The sequence below is a fragment of the Thioalkalivibrio sp. ALJ12 genome, assembly GCF_000378305.1.
Lineage (GTDB): Bacteria > Pseudomonadota > Gammaproteobacteria > Ectothiorhodospirales > Ectothiorhodospiraceae > Thioalkalivibrio.
Window position 1 is genome coordinate 114,670 of record NZ_KB899539.1, and the last position, 15,408, is coordinate 130,077.

General features: G+C 59.9%; 14 protein-coding genes and 1 pseudogene. 13 read left to right on the plus strand and 2 right to left on the minus strand.

Annotated features, from left to right (window positions below; translation table 11 throughout):
• Positions 1-1,174: 1,174 nt before the first annotated feature.
• The 12 genes and pseudogenes from F467_RS0107930 to F467_RS0107980 all read left to right on the plus strand — a co-directional run bounded on the left by F467_RS0107930 (position 1,175) and on the right by F467_RS0107980 (position 13,875).
• On the plus strand, positions 1,175-2,986 hold the full coding sequence (locus F467_RS0107930; protein WP_026182233.1) for an ABC transporter ATP-binding protein: 1,812 nt from the start codon (positions 1,175-1,177) through the stop codon (positions 2,984-2,986).
• 30 nt (positions 2,987-3,016) lie between these two features.
• The gene (locus F467_RS0107935) at positions 3,017-3,979 is read left to right on the plus strand and encodes a UDP-glucuronic acid decarboxylase family protein (protein WP_018139578.1); all 963 of its coding nucleotides are present in this window, start codon (positions 3,017-3,019) and stop codon (positions 3,977-3,979) included.
• Positions 3,980-4,448: 469 nt separating this feature from the next.
• Positions 4,449-5,186 carry a DUF563 domain-containing protein gene (locus F467_RS0107940; RefSeq protein WP_231362276.1) on the plus strand — a complete coding sequence of 246 codons (738 nt, stop codon included), beginning with the start codon at positions 4,449-4,451 and terminating at the stop codon, positions 5,184-5,186.
• A gap of 70 nt (positions 5,187-5,256) precedes the next feature.
• The gene (locus F467_RS13910) at positions 5,257-5,559 is read left to right on the plus strand and encodes a transposase (protein WP_051068180.1); all 303 of its coding nucleotides are present in this window, start codon (positions 5,257-5,259) and stop codon (positions 5,557-5,559) included.
• Positions 5,560-5,635: 76 nt separating this feature from the next.
• Positions 5,636-5,938, plus strand: coding sequence for a hypothetical protein (locus F467_RS13915; RefSeq protein ID WP_051068179.1), 303 nt, complete (start codon positions 5,636-5,638; stop codon positions 5,936-5,938).
• 596 nt (positions 5,939-6,534) lie between these two features.
• Positions 6,535-7,341 (plus strand): sulfotransferase, encoded by an 807-nt coding sequence (locus F467_RS13485; RefSeq protein WP_081601227.1) that lies wholly within the window; start codon positions 6,535-6,537, stop codon positions 7,339-7,341.
• A gap of 100 nt (positions 7,342-7,441) precedes the next feature.
• Positions 7,442-8,467 (plus strand): glycosyltransferase family 4 protein, encoded by a 1,026-nt coding sequence (locus F467_RS0107955; RefSeq protein WP_018139581.1) that lies wholly within the window; start codon positions 7,442-7,444, stop codon positions 8,465-8,467.
• 83 nt (positions 8,468-8,550) lie between these two features.
• A pseudogene (locus tag F467_RS13815) lies at positions 8,551-9,216 on the plus strand (transposase).
• 116 nt (positions 9,217-9,332) lie between these two features.
• Entirely contained in the window at positions 9,333-10,271 is a 939-nt protein-coding gene (locus F467_RS13490) for a glycosyltransferase family A protein (RefSeq protein ID WP_081601229.1), read from the plus strand.
• Positions 10,272-10,347: 76 nt separating this feature from the next.
• Positions 10,348-11,559, plus strand: a complete 1,212-nt coding sequence (locus tag F467_RS13495; protein ID WP_081601230.1) for a glycosyltransferase family 4 protein — start codon at positions 10,348-10,350, stop codon at positions 11,557-11,559.
• Positions 11,560-12,070: 511 nt separating this feature from the next.
• Positions 12,071-12,922: a glycosyltransferase family 2 protein gene (locus tag F467_RS0107975; protein WP_018139584.1), complete on the plus strand. Its 852-nt coding sequence runs from the start codon at positions 12,071-12,073 to the stop codon at positions 12,920-12,922.
• Complete coding sequence (locus tag F467_RS0107980) at positions 12,922-13,875, plus strand: NAD-dependent epimerase/dehydratase family protein (RefSeq protein WP_081601231.1); 954 nt, start codon at positions 12,922-12,924, stop codon at positions 13,873-13,875. The genes F467_RS0107975 and F467_RS0107980 overlap by 1 nt, the downstream gene beginning before the upstream one ends.
• 169 nt (positions 13,876-14,044) lie before the next feature.
• On the opposite strand, the gene nadS is transcribed toward F467_RS0107980, so the two are convergent.
• The gene (gene nadS / locus F467_RS0107985; RefSeq protein WP_018139586.1) at positions 14,045-14,329 is read right to left on the minus strand and encodes a NadS family protein; all 285 of its coding nucleotides are present in this window, start codon (positions 14,327-14,329) and stop codon (positions 14,045-14,047) included.
• Positions 14,326-14,664: a type II toxin-antitoxin system RelE/ParE family toxin gene (locus F467_RS0107990; RefSeq protein ID WP_018139587.1), complete on the minus strand. Its 339-nt coding sequence runs from the start codon at positions 14,662-14,664 to the stop codon at positions 14,326-14,328. The genes nadS and F467_RS0107990 overlap by 4 nt, the downstream gene beginning before the upstream one ends.
• Positions 14,665-14,942: 278 nt before the next feature.
• Here F467_RS0107990 and F467_RS0107995 point away from each other — a divergent pair, with 278 nt between their 5' ends.
• Complete coding sequence (locus tag F467_RS0107995) at positions 14,943-15,374, plus strand: restriction endonuclease (RefSeq protein WP_018139588.1); 432 nt, start codon at positions 14,943-14,945, stop codon at positions 15,372-15,374.
• The last annotated feature ends 34 nt before the right edge of the window (positions 15,375-15,408 follow it).

Here is a 15,408-nt window from a genome sequence, read left to right on the forward strand (position 1 = left end):
TGATTCTGCTAGACGACCCGGCTGATCAGATGGTGGAGCGTGTGCTAATGCCTCTGAACATTAGGGCGTTGGCCTTTGGGTCCTGGTGTTGGGGATTAGATGTGGAAGCCGCATATTCGGCGGCTAACTGACTGCAGTTGATGCCTTGGTAAGCTACTTGGCGTGTGGCGGCTGGGTAGGGTGCACACTTTTGATCATGTGGGCCAGCGGGCGTGGGAGCCGTTGGCCTCGTCCGCATCGAAGAGCGCGTGCGAGGGATCTCCGTGAGAAATGGGGACAGACTTATTTGCTTACGTCCATCATCACGCCGGGCGTAAGCAAATAGATCTGTCCCCAGTTTCGCTGATCGTCGTACCGACTGGGCGGCTTGAGAACTGCGTTGCAAACATGCTCCAATCCGCCTGCGCGTCTTGGACGCGTACCCTTGCAGGAGGCCAGCCCCTGGCCGATCAGACGCCAAACCAGCCCCATCGACCTGAGGGCGGGCCTCCTGCGCAGGATCACGCCAACGGAACCCGCTCCTCGTGAACATCCCCACCAATGGCGCTGCTCTCTACCGCGCCGCGACCTTCCTGGTCAGCGCAATGTGGTGCGGCCTGCGCCCGATCCGCCAGGGCGCGCAAGCCCGTGGCTATGGCGCTGTAGGAGCGCAGCCCTCTGCGCGATGGGGCGTGTCTTGCGTCCAATCGGCCAGGGGGCTGGCCTCCTACGGTGTCCGGGGCCGCTACCCCTTTAGGAGCGCAGCCCCCTGCGCGATGCGGCGTGTCTTGCACCCGATGGTCCAGGTTGCGCAAGCCCGTGGCTATACCGCTGTAGGAGCGCAGCCCTCTGCGCGATGGGGCGTGTCTTGCATCCAATCGGCCAGGGGGCTGGCCTCCTACGGTGCCCGGGGCCGCTACCCCGGTAGGAGCGCAGCCCTCTGCGCGATGGGGCGTGTCTTGCGCCCGATGGTCCAGGTTGCGCAAGCCCGTGGCTATACCGCTGTAGGAGCGCAGCCCTCTGCGCGATGGGGTGTGTCTTGCGCCCAATCGGCCAGGGGGCTGGCCTCCTACGGTGCCCGGGGCCGCTACCCCTGTAGGAGCGCAGCCCCCTGCGCGATGCGGCGTGTCTTGCGCCCGATCGGCCAGGGGGCTGACCTCCTACAAAACCGGGCGTACCAGCGGGCGCTGGCACGATGAACACTTGGCGCAAAACGCTGGCGCTGCTCACCCCGAAGGAAAAACGCCGTGGTGGGCTTGTCCTGGGAATGGTGATCGTGATGGCCGTTCTCGAGACGGTCGGTGTCGCTTCGGTTATGCCGTTTCTGAGCGTGTTGGGCAACCCCGACGTGGTGCAGACCAATCCTGTGCTCAACACGGCCTACGAAGGCCTTGGCTTCACCTCGGTGGACGCCTTCATCCTGACGCTTGGCGCGGTGGCCTTCGGGCTCATTCTGTTTTCCGCTTTCTTCCGCTCGCTCACGCACTACGCGATGAATCGCTTCATCGAGATGCGCCGCCACAGCATCGGCAAGCGGCTGCTGGAGACCTACCTGCGCCAGCCTTATGCCTTCTTCCTCGACCGCCACAGCGGCGACATGGCCAAGAACATCCTCTCCGAGGTTGACCAGCTCGTGCAGAACGTCTTCCGCCCCGGCATGCAGATGGTTGCCTACGGTGTGGTGGTGATCGCGCTGGTGATTCTGCTGATCGTCGTGGACCCGTGGCTGGCACTGGGCGTGGCGGTAGTGATTGGTGGCATGTATGCGCTGATCTTCGGCACTGTACGGGGCGTTCTCGGCCGCGTGGGGCGTGACCGCGCTCGTGCCAACCAGGAGCGCTTCACCGCCGCCAGCGAGGCCCTGGGCGGTATCAAGGACATCAAGCTGTTGGGCCGCGAACACGCCTACCTTTCCCGGTTCGACGGCCCCTCGGCCCGCCAGGCCCGCCACCAGGCCACCAACCAGACACTCGGCGAAATCCCCAAGTTCATCATCGAGGCGATCGGTTTTGGCGGTGTGATCGCACTTACGCTGGTCCTGCTGGCCACCCAGGGCGGAACTGGCAGCAACGCCCTGGGCGACATCCTGCCCATTCTTGGCCTCTACGCATTTGCGGGCTATCGCCTGCTGCCAGCGGCCCAGCGCATCTATGCCGGCATGGCAAAACTGCGCTTTGGTGGGGCTGCGGTCGACAACGCCTACTACGATCTGCATCAGCGCGCGGCGTTGGCCGAATTGTACAAACGCGCGCCTCAACCGTTAGTACCCAGGCGGAACATCACGCTGCAGAAGGTCCACTACACCTACCCGAACGCCGAACGCGCGGCCCTGCATGGGATCAACCTGGAAATCCCCGTGGGCAGCTCCGTGGGCATCGTCGGCGCCTCCGGCGCAGGCAAGACGACGCTGGTCGACGTGCTACTCGGCCTGCTGCGCCCCACCGAAGGCGCCATCGTGGTGGACGGCAAGCCGATCACCGACGACAACCTGCGCGCCTGGCAACAGGCGCTTGGTTATGTGCCGCAGGACATCTTCCTGACCGACTCGACCGTGGCCGAAAACATCGCCCTGGGCGTGCCGCCCGAGCAGATCGATCACGAGCAGGTGGAACGCTGCGCCCGCATGGCCCAGGTGCACGACTTCATCGTCCAGGATATGCCGCAGGGCTACGAAACCCTAGTGGGTGAGCGCGGCGTCCGCTTGTCGGGCGGGCAGCGCCAGCGGATCGGCATTGCCCGGGCGCTCTACCATGATCCACCCGTACTCGTGTTCGACGAGGCCACCAGCGCACTGGACCACGAGACGGAAACTGCAGTCATGGAGGCCGTTGCCGTGCTGTCCAGCACCAAGACGATCATCATGATCGCCCATCGGCTGGGCACTGTCTCGCGATGCGATTCCATCGTGAAATTGCAGCAGGGTGCGGTGCAGTCATGTGAAGCACCCGTCACTGCGCCACCGGATGGTCAGGTCGTGGACAAAGACACCACCAAGCGAGCCCCGTGAGACGGGCCGGATAAGGAAAGCAAAACTGCCATGCAATACAGCCTTCGAAAGAAAGTCCTGGTCACGGGTGGCGCCGGGTTTCTGGGGTCCCGCTTGTGCGAGCGACTCTTGCAGGAGGGGCACGAAGTGTTGTGCGTGGATAACTTCTTTACAGGCTCCCGCGACAATATTCGAGATCTTGTTCCCAACCCGCTATTCGAAGTGGTGCGGCACGATATTACGCAGCCCCTGTATGTCGAGGCGGACGAGATCTACAACCTGGCATGCCCGGCTTCACCCGTGCATTATCAGTTTGACCCCGTTCAGACGACCAAGGTGTGCGTGCATGGTGCGATCAACATGCTGGGTCTGGCCAAGAGGACCGGTGCCCGGATCCTCCAGGCATCGACCAGCGAGGTGTACGGCGACCCGGAAGTGCACCCCCAGAAGGAAGACTACTGGGGCCGCGTGAACCCCATTGGCCCGCGCGCCTGCTACGACGAAGCCAAGCGCTGTTCCGAAACCCTGTTCTTTGACTATCGGCGCCAGCATGCGATGCCGATCAAGGTGGCTCGCATCTTCAATACCTACGGGCCAAGGATGCAGCCGCGCGATGGTCGAGTCATTTCCAATTTCGTCGTTCAGGCGCTGCAGGGCGAGCCCATCACGATCTACGGCAGCGGTGATCAGACGCGCTCATTCTGTTTTGTCGATGACATGGTCCAGGGCCTGATGGACCTGATGAAAACGGACGACGGCTTTACCGGCCCAATCAATCTGGGCAACCCGCAGGAAGTGTCAGTACTCGATCTGGCACGCCAGATTATCCGACAGACGGGCTCGAACTCACCGCTGGTCCACGAAGACCCGCCAGAGGATGATCCGCGGCAACGCCGGCCCGACATTTCCCTGGCGAGGGACGAACTCGGGTGGCAGCCTACCGTTCCACTCGAGGCGGGCCTGGAGCAGACGATCTCATGGTTCCACGACCTGCGCGCGCGAGGGTTGGCTTGAGCATGAAGATTGTCGACAAGGGGCCCGTTGGATGACACAGCACTTGAATCCCGTGCGTCTGGCCAAAACTGCAGCGCGCAGAGCACTGCATGCGCTGGAGGACATCACGTCGGTTCGGCCTGGTGACACTGGCCCGGTGCGCTGGATCGACGCGGAGCCGTCGGGCTGGGCCCCTGGTACAGGTTCGTACGCCCCAACCCGTGATCAGGACACACTCCGATGGGATGAGCAGCATTCCATTGGGCTCGCGGGAGTCTGTCACGTCGAAAGAGCCGATGTCCTCATGCTCCAGCCAAGTGCGACGGGGCGGCATCCACTGGATCGGCGGGCTGCCGTGCGCGTACACCCCTTTCGCAGAGTGAACTATCCAGGTGCTCTGTACCTGTCTTCCCGACGGATTAGAAGTGTCTTCCACAAGAGGCAGCGGCTTCCGCAAAACAGCCACCACCTTAAGGGCCGGGTAGCCTTGTTGGGCAATGAAGTGAGTGATGCCTGCAACTACTACCATTTCTGGCTGGATACGGTCGGAGACTTGCTGATGCTGCGCGATACGCTCCCTTCGAGCCTGCAGCCGGATCGCTTTTTGGTGTCCCATGCCGGAGCACCCTGGCAGGATGAAATACTGCACCGGATGGGCATCGCGCCGGAGCAAGTCACTCGATATGCCGACCACGAGCGGTTAACGGCTGATGAGCTTCTTGTGCCTCTCCGGGGCAAGGGTGCCGTAGGTGTCACGCCTGGGCTCGTCAACCGTATCCGCCGCGAGGTCAATCCGCGCATTGACGCGCCACAAGCCGGCCGCTTGCTCTATATCTCCAGGGGCGACAGCCCTCGCCGAACGGTCACAAACGAAGCGGAGGTTCGCGATCTGGTTCGGCGTTATGGCATAGAGGTGCTGGAGCTATCCGGCATGAGCGTAGCCGACCAGATCGACCTGTTCGCCTCGGCACGGCTAGTGGTCGCCACACATGGCGCAGGTCTAACCAACCTGATGTGGTGCCAGGAAGGGACCACCGTGATCGAACTGCTGCCGGACCGTCATCGAAACCCATGCTTTCGCGATATTTGTGCACAACGGCAGCTCAGGCATGACGCTATCCTTTGTCCGCAGGCCGGGGCCACGAAGGGACTTGATGCGCCTATGACGGTCACGCTTGACGAATTGCACGCGTTGTTACTCCGCTATGGACCACATGACTGCCGTTAAGGAAACGGGGACAGATTTATTTTCGCCTCAGTGAGCAGGTGGGTGATTTAGGGAGGAAGGTATGCCAAGGATGGCGCGACTGGTGCTGCCGCATATGCCGCACCATGTAATGCGGCGCGCACAACCGGCAGGTGTTTTTTGCCGGGGCGAGGATTGCGAGCGGTTCCTTGAAGGTTTGCGCGAGCTGAGCTGTGCGCTGGAAATTCGGGTGTATGCATACTGCCCGATGACTAACCATGTGCATCTGTTGCAGGGGCCGGGCGAGGAGGTCGCGGCGATAGGGTGGCTGACTAAGGTTCTGGCGGCGAGTACCACGCGGTATTGCAATCAGATCGAGGGGCTGATCCGGTACGTTGTGGGAAGGACGTTATAAATCCAGCCCGGTACAGACAGACACGTAGCTGCTCTCCTGCACGAGGTACATCGAGCTGAACCCGGTTCGGGCCAGCATGGTAGCGGCTGCCAACGAGTATCCATGGTGCAGCTACCGCAAGCGAACGGGCGAGACGGAGTCCTGGGTTGCTCTCGACCCGGCGTATCTCGACTTGGCGGCCCAAGAGGCCGAACGTCATGAATGCTACGCTCGCTTCGTGGAGCAGGGCGTCCCGCAGCAGGAGCTGACGCTGATGCGAGAGGCCCTCCAGCGCGGCCAGCTGATCGGAAACCGATGCTCCCTGGACAACGTGGAACAGATCATCGGCTGCCGAATCGAGCGACCCCGCACGGGCCACCCGTCGTCGCGTTGGACGTGAGAAAAATAAATCTGTCCCCGTTTTTTCCGTTTTTTGGAACCGCGATGCGATTACATCGTGAAACTGCAGCAGGATGCGGTGCAGCCATATGAAGCACCCGTCACTGCGTCACCGGGTGATCAGGCCAAGGAAAATGCAACGGACAAACAAACCATGTGAGAACGGCCGGCCAAGCAACGCAAAACTACCACGCCCTACAGACATCGGAAGAAAGTGCCGGTCACGGGGCCGCTAGGTTTTCCGGAGTCTCGCTGGTCTGACCGAATCTTAGACGAGGGGCATGACGTGTTGTGCGTGGACGGCATCTTTACAGGCTCCCGCGACGACACTCGAGATCTCGTTCACGACCCACTATTCCAAGTGGCCCGGCACGATATCATCCAGCCCTTGTGCGTCGAGGCGTACAAGATCTACACCCTTGCGGACGCGGCGTTCTCCGTGCATTGTCAGTTTGCTCCCATGCAGAAGACAAAGTTGTGATTGCATGGTGCGATTGACATGATAGGCGGGCACAAGAGGACCGGTCCCCGGATCCTCCCGGCATCGCCCGGCGCTTTGACGCCGAGAATTGATTTATCTGAAAATGGTTATCGAGTATGCCACCAAAAAGAATATTTATCGTAGGGCCTCCGCGTAGTGGCACTACACTGGTGCAGAGCCTTCTGGCAACGTCGGGTGCATTTTTAGCCTGCACTGAGTCTCACTTTCTCAGAAAGCTTCCGCACACATCCAACGCTGTCTCAGCTGTTAGGTGTTCGAAATCTTTCCTTAGTCTGCGATCATGGGCAAAAAGAAATCGATTCAAGGCCCGCCCGGAGATATTTTTCAATAAGAAAAGGGGGTTCGTGGTCTTTCAAGAGTTGCTTGATTCGGAAACCCGTATTCGCAAACTGAGCGGCTGGGTTGAGAAGACCCCCTCGCATCTTCATCAGGTTCAGTCTATAAGGGACAATATCGACAGCCCACTTTTTATTTTTACAAGAAGGTCCGCGCCTGGGAATATCGCATCGCTACATAAACTGCAACACGATTGGTATCGTGCTAACCCGGATAAACAAGATGTAGCGTATGCTGTTGGTCGTTGGGTATACGACACTGCTCTATCGGCTTGTCGTTATGGCCAAAACGATTCTTTCTGGTTCGATTATGATGAGGCGATATTAAACCCAGCGGATGCGATCGAAAAGCTAGAAACTTGGCTCAACTTAAAAGATGGTTATAAAATAAAAGAAGAAATGCTCGGCGAAGCTGCAAAACAACTTATAGATCGAGGAGAATATTGGAAAGACAATAACCTTCACTATATAATTAAGAAGAGAGAGCAATCAGGGATTGATAAGGTTGTGCAAGCCCAGTCAGAAAAAGCGCTAGATATGGTGTGTTATCTTCGTCAGGAGATGTAATGCGAATGATCTGTAACGAAACATCCCCCCCCCTCCTCCCTTTCTTGGTGCGTTAAGCATTGTCCGCGAATCCAATGAGCATTTGAGGGTATAAAACGCCATGTCGCAAGCTTCACACTACCCCTTCTCCACCTTGAATCCGTATCAGCGCCTGATGTTTGCGGGCCTCGCGGTTCATGGCTTCAGCGCCACCGGGATCGATAACGGACTCCGTGGGTTGATTGCCGAAGCCCGCTCCGGGTGCGCCAAGGTCGTTCATCTGCACTGGATCCATGGCGCGGTGACGTTTGACAAACCTTGGGGGGCATTGGCTAGGTTAAGCGTGTTTCACATTGCGATTTTAATTGCGCGTTTGCGCGGGAAACGCATTGTATGGACGGTTCACAACTTGATCAACCACGAGCGTAAGCGTGGCTGGCTCGACCGCTGGAACGCGAAGCTTGTTGCCCGAGAAGCGCATGCTATCCTCGTTCATGGCGAAAGTGCCATTGATGTAGCTGTGGCTCAGCTTGGCGTTAACAAGGAGAAGATCTACGTTGTTCACCATGGGAACTACGCAGGCGTAGTTTGTCCGCAGCCCCCACGTGCGCCCGCGGAAGGGGTGCGCTTCCTATTCTTTGGCATGATCCGGCCGTATAAGGGCGTAGAGGATCTGCTCGTCGCTTTCCGCCAGACGCCTGGGCCGCACGAACTGCATATTGCTGGGAAGGCCAGCTCGGGTGAGCTTCAGCAGGCCATCGAGGATTATGCCGCTCGAGACGCTGAGCGTGTGACTACGGAGCTTTGTTTCGTTCCGGATGGGCGACTACAGGAGCTGCTTGGCTGGAGCGATGTCGTCGTGCTGCCGTACCGAGATATCTTCACATCCGGAAGCCTTTTGATGGCGATGACCGCTGGGCGGCCGGTGGTCGCCCCCCGCGCTGGACTCATTCCTGAGTACATTGATGGTCGGGCCGCCTTTCTCTATGACCCCAACGAGCCAAATGCATTGGAGTACGCGATCGCCGAAGCTGCGCAATGTAGTCAACTGGATGACATGGCCCGGCAAGCGGCAGAGCGGGCCAAATACTTCGACTGGTCCTTGATTGGGGCCAAGTTGTCGGCGATTTACAGCGGACGGATGTAATACCAGGGGAGACCGGAAGCGCAGAATCTGCCGCAGAGTGAGTTTGGACGCATGGAGCATTTGAGATGATTCGCGGAGGCGCTATGCCAAGGATGGCGCGAGCGGTATTGCCGCGTATGCTGCACCATGTGGTGCAACGCGGGCACAACCGGCAGGTGGTGTTTGTCGGGGTCGAGGATTATGGGTGGTACATGGAGGGCCTGTGCGAGCTGAGCAGTGCGCTGGAGATTCGGGTGTACGCGTATTGTCTGATGACCAACCATGTGCATCTGCTGCTGGGGCCGGGCGAGGAGGTCGCGCCGATGGGGCGACTGATGAAGGCGCTGGCGGCGTGTGCCTCGCGGTGTCGCACTCTGCTGGAGGGGCGCTCGGGCACGTTATAGGAGGGGCGTTACAAGTCGAGCCCGGTGCAGACGGAGACCTGTCTGCTGGCCTGCACGCAGTACGTCGAGTTGAATCTGGTGCGCGCGCGTATGGTGGCGGCCGCCGGCGAGTACCCTTGGTCTAGCTACCTCCAGCGGATGGGGGAGACGGAGTGCTTGATCGACTTCGACCCGGCGTATCTCTACCTGGCGGACGAAGGGACCGAACGTCGTGAATGCTACGCCCGTTTCGTTGAGCTGGGCGTACCTCAGCAGGAGCCGACGCTGTTGCGTGAGGCCCTGCAGCGCGGCCATCTCACTGGGAACCAGCGTTTCGTGGACAAAGTGGAGCAGATCATCGGCGTGCGAATCGAGCCTCGCCGCTAGGGCCGCCCGTCATCGCGCTGGACGTGAGAAAATAAATCTATCCCCATTTCTCGATGTGCCGTTGGATTGTGGAAACATCCAGACCTATGAACTAACTGCGGAAAATAGGAAGGTTAATGTCGGGCATTTCTGTCGTGATACCGCTTTATAATAAGGCAATGACGATTGAGAGGGCGGTTCGTTCAGCACTGGCGCAAAGCGTTTCTCCAATGGAAATAATAGTGATTGATGATTGTTCTTCTGACGACAGCGCTGCGCGTTTAAAAAGAATCCCCGATCCGCGCGTTCGTTTGGTTGGTCGAACATCGCCCGGGCCAGGCGGCTACGCAGCGCGGAATCTGGGGTTAAGGTTGGCTTCCGGTGAATGGGTCGCATTCTTAGACGCCGACGATTATTGGGACGAAAATCACCTGGCGTCGCTATTGGAAGCTGCCGAAGCTGACACTCCTGTGCGCGTGGTGGCGTCTGGCGTGACGCGTGTTCGCGACGGTGAGGCACCGACGATCGATCCGTTTTCACAGGCGATGAAGACGGATGTGGAGACCATAGAGGTAGGCGCATTTCTAGCGGCGGCGTTTAGGAAAAGAAACCCCATGAAAACGTCTGCGGTGTTCATTCATCGCTCATGCGTGTTGGATTCCCAGTTGTTTCCAGAGCAGCGTACGGAGCGATCCGGAGATTTGTATGCGTGGGTCAAACTTGTTGCGAATTGTGGCCCGTTACGCCGAATTCGGACGCAGACTTGCGTTTCTGATAGGGATTCATCAACGGTTTCCCGTATGTGCGTGGCTTCACTAGACCTTCCGAGAGACATGGTCGAAGAGCTTTGTCCCAAGATGTCGGAGAAGGAGTGCTATTGGGTGCGTCGGTATGCAAATAAGATGATAAAAGATGCGTGGCTGGAGGGTGTCCGTTTGGGCCTGTATCGTGGAATGCTAATTGGTCGATGGGTTGAAGGCGGAGGGCGTCTGTACAAGATCGTTTGGAATGTGGTTTCCCTTTTCCCCGCTCGGTGGATTAATGGGCTTCGGGCACTGCGTGGCATGAGGTTTTGATGCGAGCAATCGGCTCCGATAAGGATAGATCCGAAGGGAGAGCCGTGGTTAACACTTCAGTGGCCGAGCGTTAGTGATGGAAGTTCGCTACGTTTTTATGCAATTCCCGGCGCCGTCCGAGGCGTTCGGTGCTGCAGAGATTGAGGCCTTGCGTGATGCTGGGATTGGGATCTCTGTCGGATGTATGAGGCGAAAACCGCGGAACTCGAACGGCCTGCTGGCAGAGAGGGGTTTGGCGGATCTGAGCGTCACGTACTCAGGTGTGGCGGCATTTGGTAGGGGTTTGGCTGTAATGGTGCGGAAGCCCGCGTCTGCGCTTAAGGTGATTGGCAAGTGTCTGTTGGGGACTTGGCGCTCGCCGAAAGAAATGGTGATTTCTCTTGCATTGCTGCCCAGGGCGTTCGGGATAGCGGAGGAGGCGGATGTTGAAGGCGTGGATGTGGTGCACCTGTTTTGGGGGCATTATCCGAGTTTAGTTGCCCTCGCGATTCGTGAGATGCGGTTGGGTACGAGTGTCAGCATATCGTTAGGGGCGTACGATTTGATCCGGGAATATCCACTTTCAAGGGTGGTGTCAAAAGCGGGATCGATCGTTACGCAGGCCGAGGCCAATCGTGGATGGGTTGCGCGAGTGTGTGGGGTCGGGGGCGACGATGTCCATGTCGTGTATCGAGGCGTGGCTGTCCCGCCGGACCCAGGTCCTGTAGGGAAGGAGGCTCTAATCTTGGTTGCTGAACGGTTAATCGCTCCCAAGAAAACCATTGATGCATTAAAAGTATTTGCCAAGATAGCACGGGGATATCCGGGATTGCGCTTGGAGGTGCTTGGGGATGGACCGGAAAGAGCAACGTTGGAATCGTGGGTAGAGAGAGCCGGGCTTTCGGAGCGAGTGCAATTTTTTGGACACGTTCCACACCATGAGGCGCTTTGGCGCATGGAGGTGGCTGGGGTGCTGTTAAGTATGTCGCAGTACCCGGGGGAAAGACTACCGAACGTAGTTAAAGAAGCAATGGTCCGTCGGTGCGCCTGCGTCGTGACACGAACGCCTGGTATCGAAGAGTTGGTGCGGCCGGGCTATACCGGGTTTATCGTGGAGCCGGGAGATGTCGATACGGCTGCGGTCCGGCTAAGGGAAATTCTCGGCGACGAGGCTGTCTTGGCTCGGATGGGAGGTTGTGGTCGCCGCCATATCAAAGAGTGGTTCGATCTTGAGAAAACAACGAAGCAGCGGATAGAGACTTGGGAATCGGTATTGGCGAACCGGAAATGCGGCGCAGGTATCAAGTGAACGCGGGAGGGACCGCCGCGCTGCGTCCCCTGAGCCCGCAAGCCTGAGGCGTGATGTATCGCCGTGTTGGAGCGATGAACACTGATGGCCTTGACCAAAGACTGGTGGGCTGGCTGCAGTTGAGGTTGCGACGTGGACCGGCGCAAGTGGGCCTAGAAGGCATCGGGGTCCTATGGGGCGTAACTAAGCGGCATGAGCCGAATTGGTGCATTGTCGGCTGGCACCGACGACGCAGGTGGACATCGCCGCCAAGATCCCTGGAAATTGGAGACTTCCGGGCGACAATGGTGCCGCCATGGGGGCGACCGGGCCGGAGTACATAGGTCGCGCGACACCCGAGTTAAAGCCGGGCGCAGGCCGTGCGGCGGTGCGGCGTGCCAACAGTGAATGGAACAGACCCACGAATGCGAATCACCTATCTGCATGCGTATTGGAGCACCCTCTGCCTGGCGGGTGGCGTGCGTTCGTACGACATGGCTCGGCGGATTTCCGTTCTAGCGGCGGTATTCGCATGACGCCGTTGGTGTCGGTTGTGACGCCTGTGCACAACGGGGCGGCGTTTATTCGAGAAACGATTGCCTCTGTCCAGGCGCAGACGTGGGGTGATTGGGAGCTTCTTGTTGTGGACGACGCTTCTGAGGACGATTCGGCTGAGGTCGTGGAAGCGCTGGCGGCCGAGGACGAGCGGATACGGCTGTTTCGGCTTGAGCGAAATGGAGGAGCAGCTGTAGCTCGTAATACGGCTATTGCGGCCGCGCGTGGTCGGTACATCGCGTTTCTGGATGGGGATGATTTGTGGTTGCCTCACAAGTTGGATCGGCAGCTGGCGTTCATGCGCGAGAAGGAGGCGGCATTCTCGTACGGGGCTTATGAGCGCGTTGATGAGAAAGGACGGCATCTCTCGCCAGTGGGGGTGCCTGACCGGTTGCGCTACGGAGAACTTCTGAAGACTTGTTACGTCGGGTGTTTGACGGCGATGTATGACACGAACGTGTTTGGAAAGCGGTATATGCCGTTGATTCGACGGCGGCAGGATTATGCTCTGTGGCTGGATTTGTTGCGTGACGGCGAGACGGCGATGGGCCTTAACGAAGTGTTGGGCATCTATCGAGTACGGTCTGGGTCGATTTCGGCTAACAAGGCTTCTACATCGTTGTACACATGGCGCATGTATCGGGAAGTTGAGGCGCTTTCTCTGGCGCGAAGTGCATGGTGTTTTACCCATCAGACTGGTCGAGCGGTGGTGCGACATCGGATGCCAGGGTTGGCGCGCCGGCTAGGGTGGTTACATTCGGTTGATGGGGCTTCGGCTGGCGATTGCCGCAGGCCTTGCGGGCCCTCGCAAGGACGGGATACGGAGTGATGGTAGGTCGGGTTCTGGTAACCGGAGCGACAGGCTTCGTGGGCGGCGCCGTGATTGAGCGGCTGGCGGTGGATGGCCGTCGGGTGCCGGTCGCAGCGTGTCGGCGCGGTGTCTCGGTGCCGGCGGGTGCGGAGCTGGCGGTAACGCCGTCGCTTGGCCCGGAAGCGGACTGGAGCGGCGCGCTGCAGGATGTAGAGGCCGTGGTGCATGCGGCGGCCCGCGTGCATGTGATGGACGAGGACGCCGCCGATCCGCTGGCGGAGTATCGACGCGCCAATGTGGAGGGCACGCTGGCGCTGGCGCGGCAGGCGGCGCAGGCGGGTGTGCGGCGGTTTGTGTTTGTCAGCTCCATCAAGGTGAATGGGGAGCAGACTGCGCCGGGCAGTGTGTTTTCCGTGGCGGATGCGCCGGCGCCGGTGGATCCGTACGGCGTCTCCAAGGCGGAGGCCGAGGCGGCGCTGTTTGCGCTGGGGCGCGAGACGGGGATGGAGATCGTGGCGGTGCGGCCGCCGCTGGTGTACGGCCCGGGTGTGGGCGGGAATTTCGCAAGGATGATGCAGTGGGTGGCGCGTGGTGTGCCACTGCCGCTGGGGGCGGTGGACAATCGGCGTTCGATGGTGGGTCTGGATAACCTGGTGGATCTGCTGGTGACGTGCCTGGAGCATCCGGCGGCGGCGAATCGGGTGTTTCTGGCGGGGGATGGGGAGGATCTTTCCACCACCGATCTGCTGCGCCGGGTGGCGGCGGCGATGGATCGGCGCGCGCGGCTGCTGCTGGTGCCGCCGGTGCTGTTGCGTGCCGGGGCGCGTGCGGTGGGGCGCGGGGAGATGGCGCGGCGGTTGCTGGATTCGCTGCAGGTGGATATTTCGCATACGCGGGAGACGCTTGGGTGGGAGCCTCCGGTAAGTGTGGATGAGGGGTTAAGGCGGGCGGTGGTGTCGTTGGTTGGGTAGGTTGGTGGTTTTTCCGGCTTTGGCGGGGGCTTCGCGGGCGAGCCCGCTCCCACAGGGGGTGTGATTTGGTGTAGGAGGCCAGCCCTCTGGCCGATGGGGCCTGTCCAACATCCAATCGGCCAGGGGGCTGGCCTCCTACACGGGGGGCATTGGTGTTGTGGTGTTGGGGTTAATGGGCGGCGAGTTCGTTGAAGAAGCTGGGGTTGTCGCGGATGGTGGCCAGGACCTTGGCGGCGAGTCCGGTGGGGTTTCGTCGTTTGGCTTCCCAGCTCTTGATGGTGTCGACGCTGGTTCCCATGGCCTTGGCGAGCTCGGCTTGCGAAACGTGCAATTGGGCGCGAATGGCCTTCACGTCCGCCACTTCGTGTCGGGTGATACGGCTGGCTGCTTTCCTGCCCTGTTTGATGTCGACCGCTTCTTGCAGTGATGTCTGGAGCTCGTCGTAGATGTTCATTCGAGAACTTCCTCTTTTAGTTGGGCGGTGAGTTTCTTGAGCGCAGCCTTCTCGGTGGCGGTGAGGTCGTCTTTCACATTCTTGGGGTAGGCTAGGATCAGGTAGATCGTCTCTGTGTTCGCGAGAAAGTAGATGACACGGCCGCCGCTACGCTTTCCTTGCCGCCCCAGCCCAATGCGAATCTTGCGTAATCCTCCCGTTCCCTGGATCAGGTCGCCTTTGTCGGGTTGGGCGATCAGGATGCGCTGTAGTTCCTTCAGCTCATCATCGCTGGCGATTGCCTGAAATTGCCGGGTGAATGTTGGCGTTTCAATAAATTCAATGGTATCGGGCACGTGAAGACATGTCCTTATGTCTGCGGTCCTTGGGGTACAGTGTACACCTGTTGGGGCGTGTGTCGAGTTCGATCGGGTTGGGGTGGGGCTGGTGGGGGTGATCGCGTGCGGGCCCCGCCTCTACAACGGGTATTCGGTGTAGGAGGCCAGCCCTCTGGCCGATCACCCACGCCAGCTCAATGCCCCATCGGCCAGAGGGCTGGCCTCCTACAGGGGTGGGTGGTTTTGTGATGGGGTTTGGATTAGCGTGCGGGGGATTGTGAATTGGAGGGGCTGTGATGGACGAGTGGGCCGAGCGTTTGGCGGGGTTGGGGACCGCGAGTATTGGGCGTGTGGTTGAAGGCTTGTTGCGCGGGATGGGGTATGTGCTGGTGGATGCGCCGGCGGATGGTCGCGATGTGTGGCAGGAGTATGTGGTGGCCCCGGCGCGCGGTGGCGACGATGCGCCGCGCTTGATTGTGGGGGTGGCGCGTGATCGCGACAGCGAGGTGGAGCCGCCGGAGCTGGAGGCCTTTGTCTCGGGACGCGAGGGTAGCGATCGCGGGATGTATGTGAGCCTGGCCGGGTTTGCGCCGGAGGCGCGTGAGCAGGCGGCGGAGCTGGCGATGCCGGTGATCTTGCTGGAGCCGGCGGATTTGGCGGAGCGGCTGCGCAGCCACTGGGGTGCGCTGGATGGCGAGACGCAGGCGCTGGTTGAGGGGCGTGGTTAGCGGTTTGTGTTTTCTTGGTCGAGTGTGAAGAGGG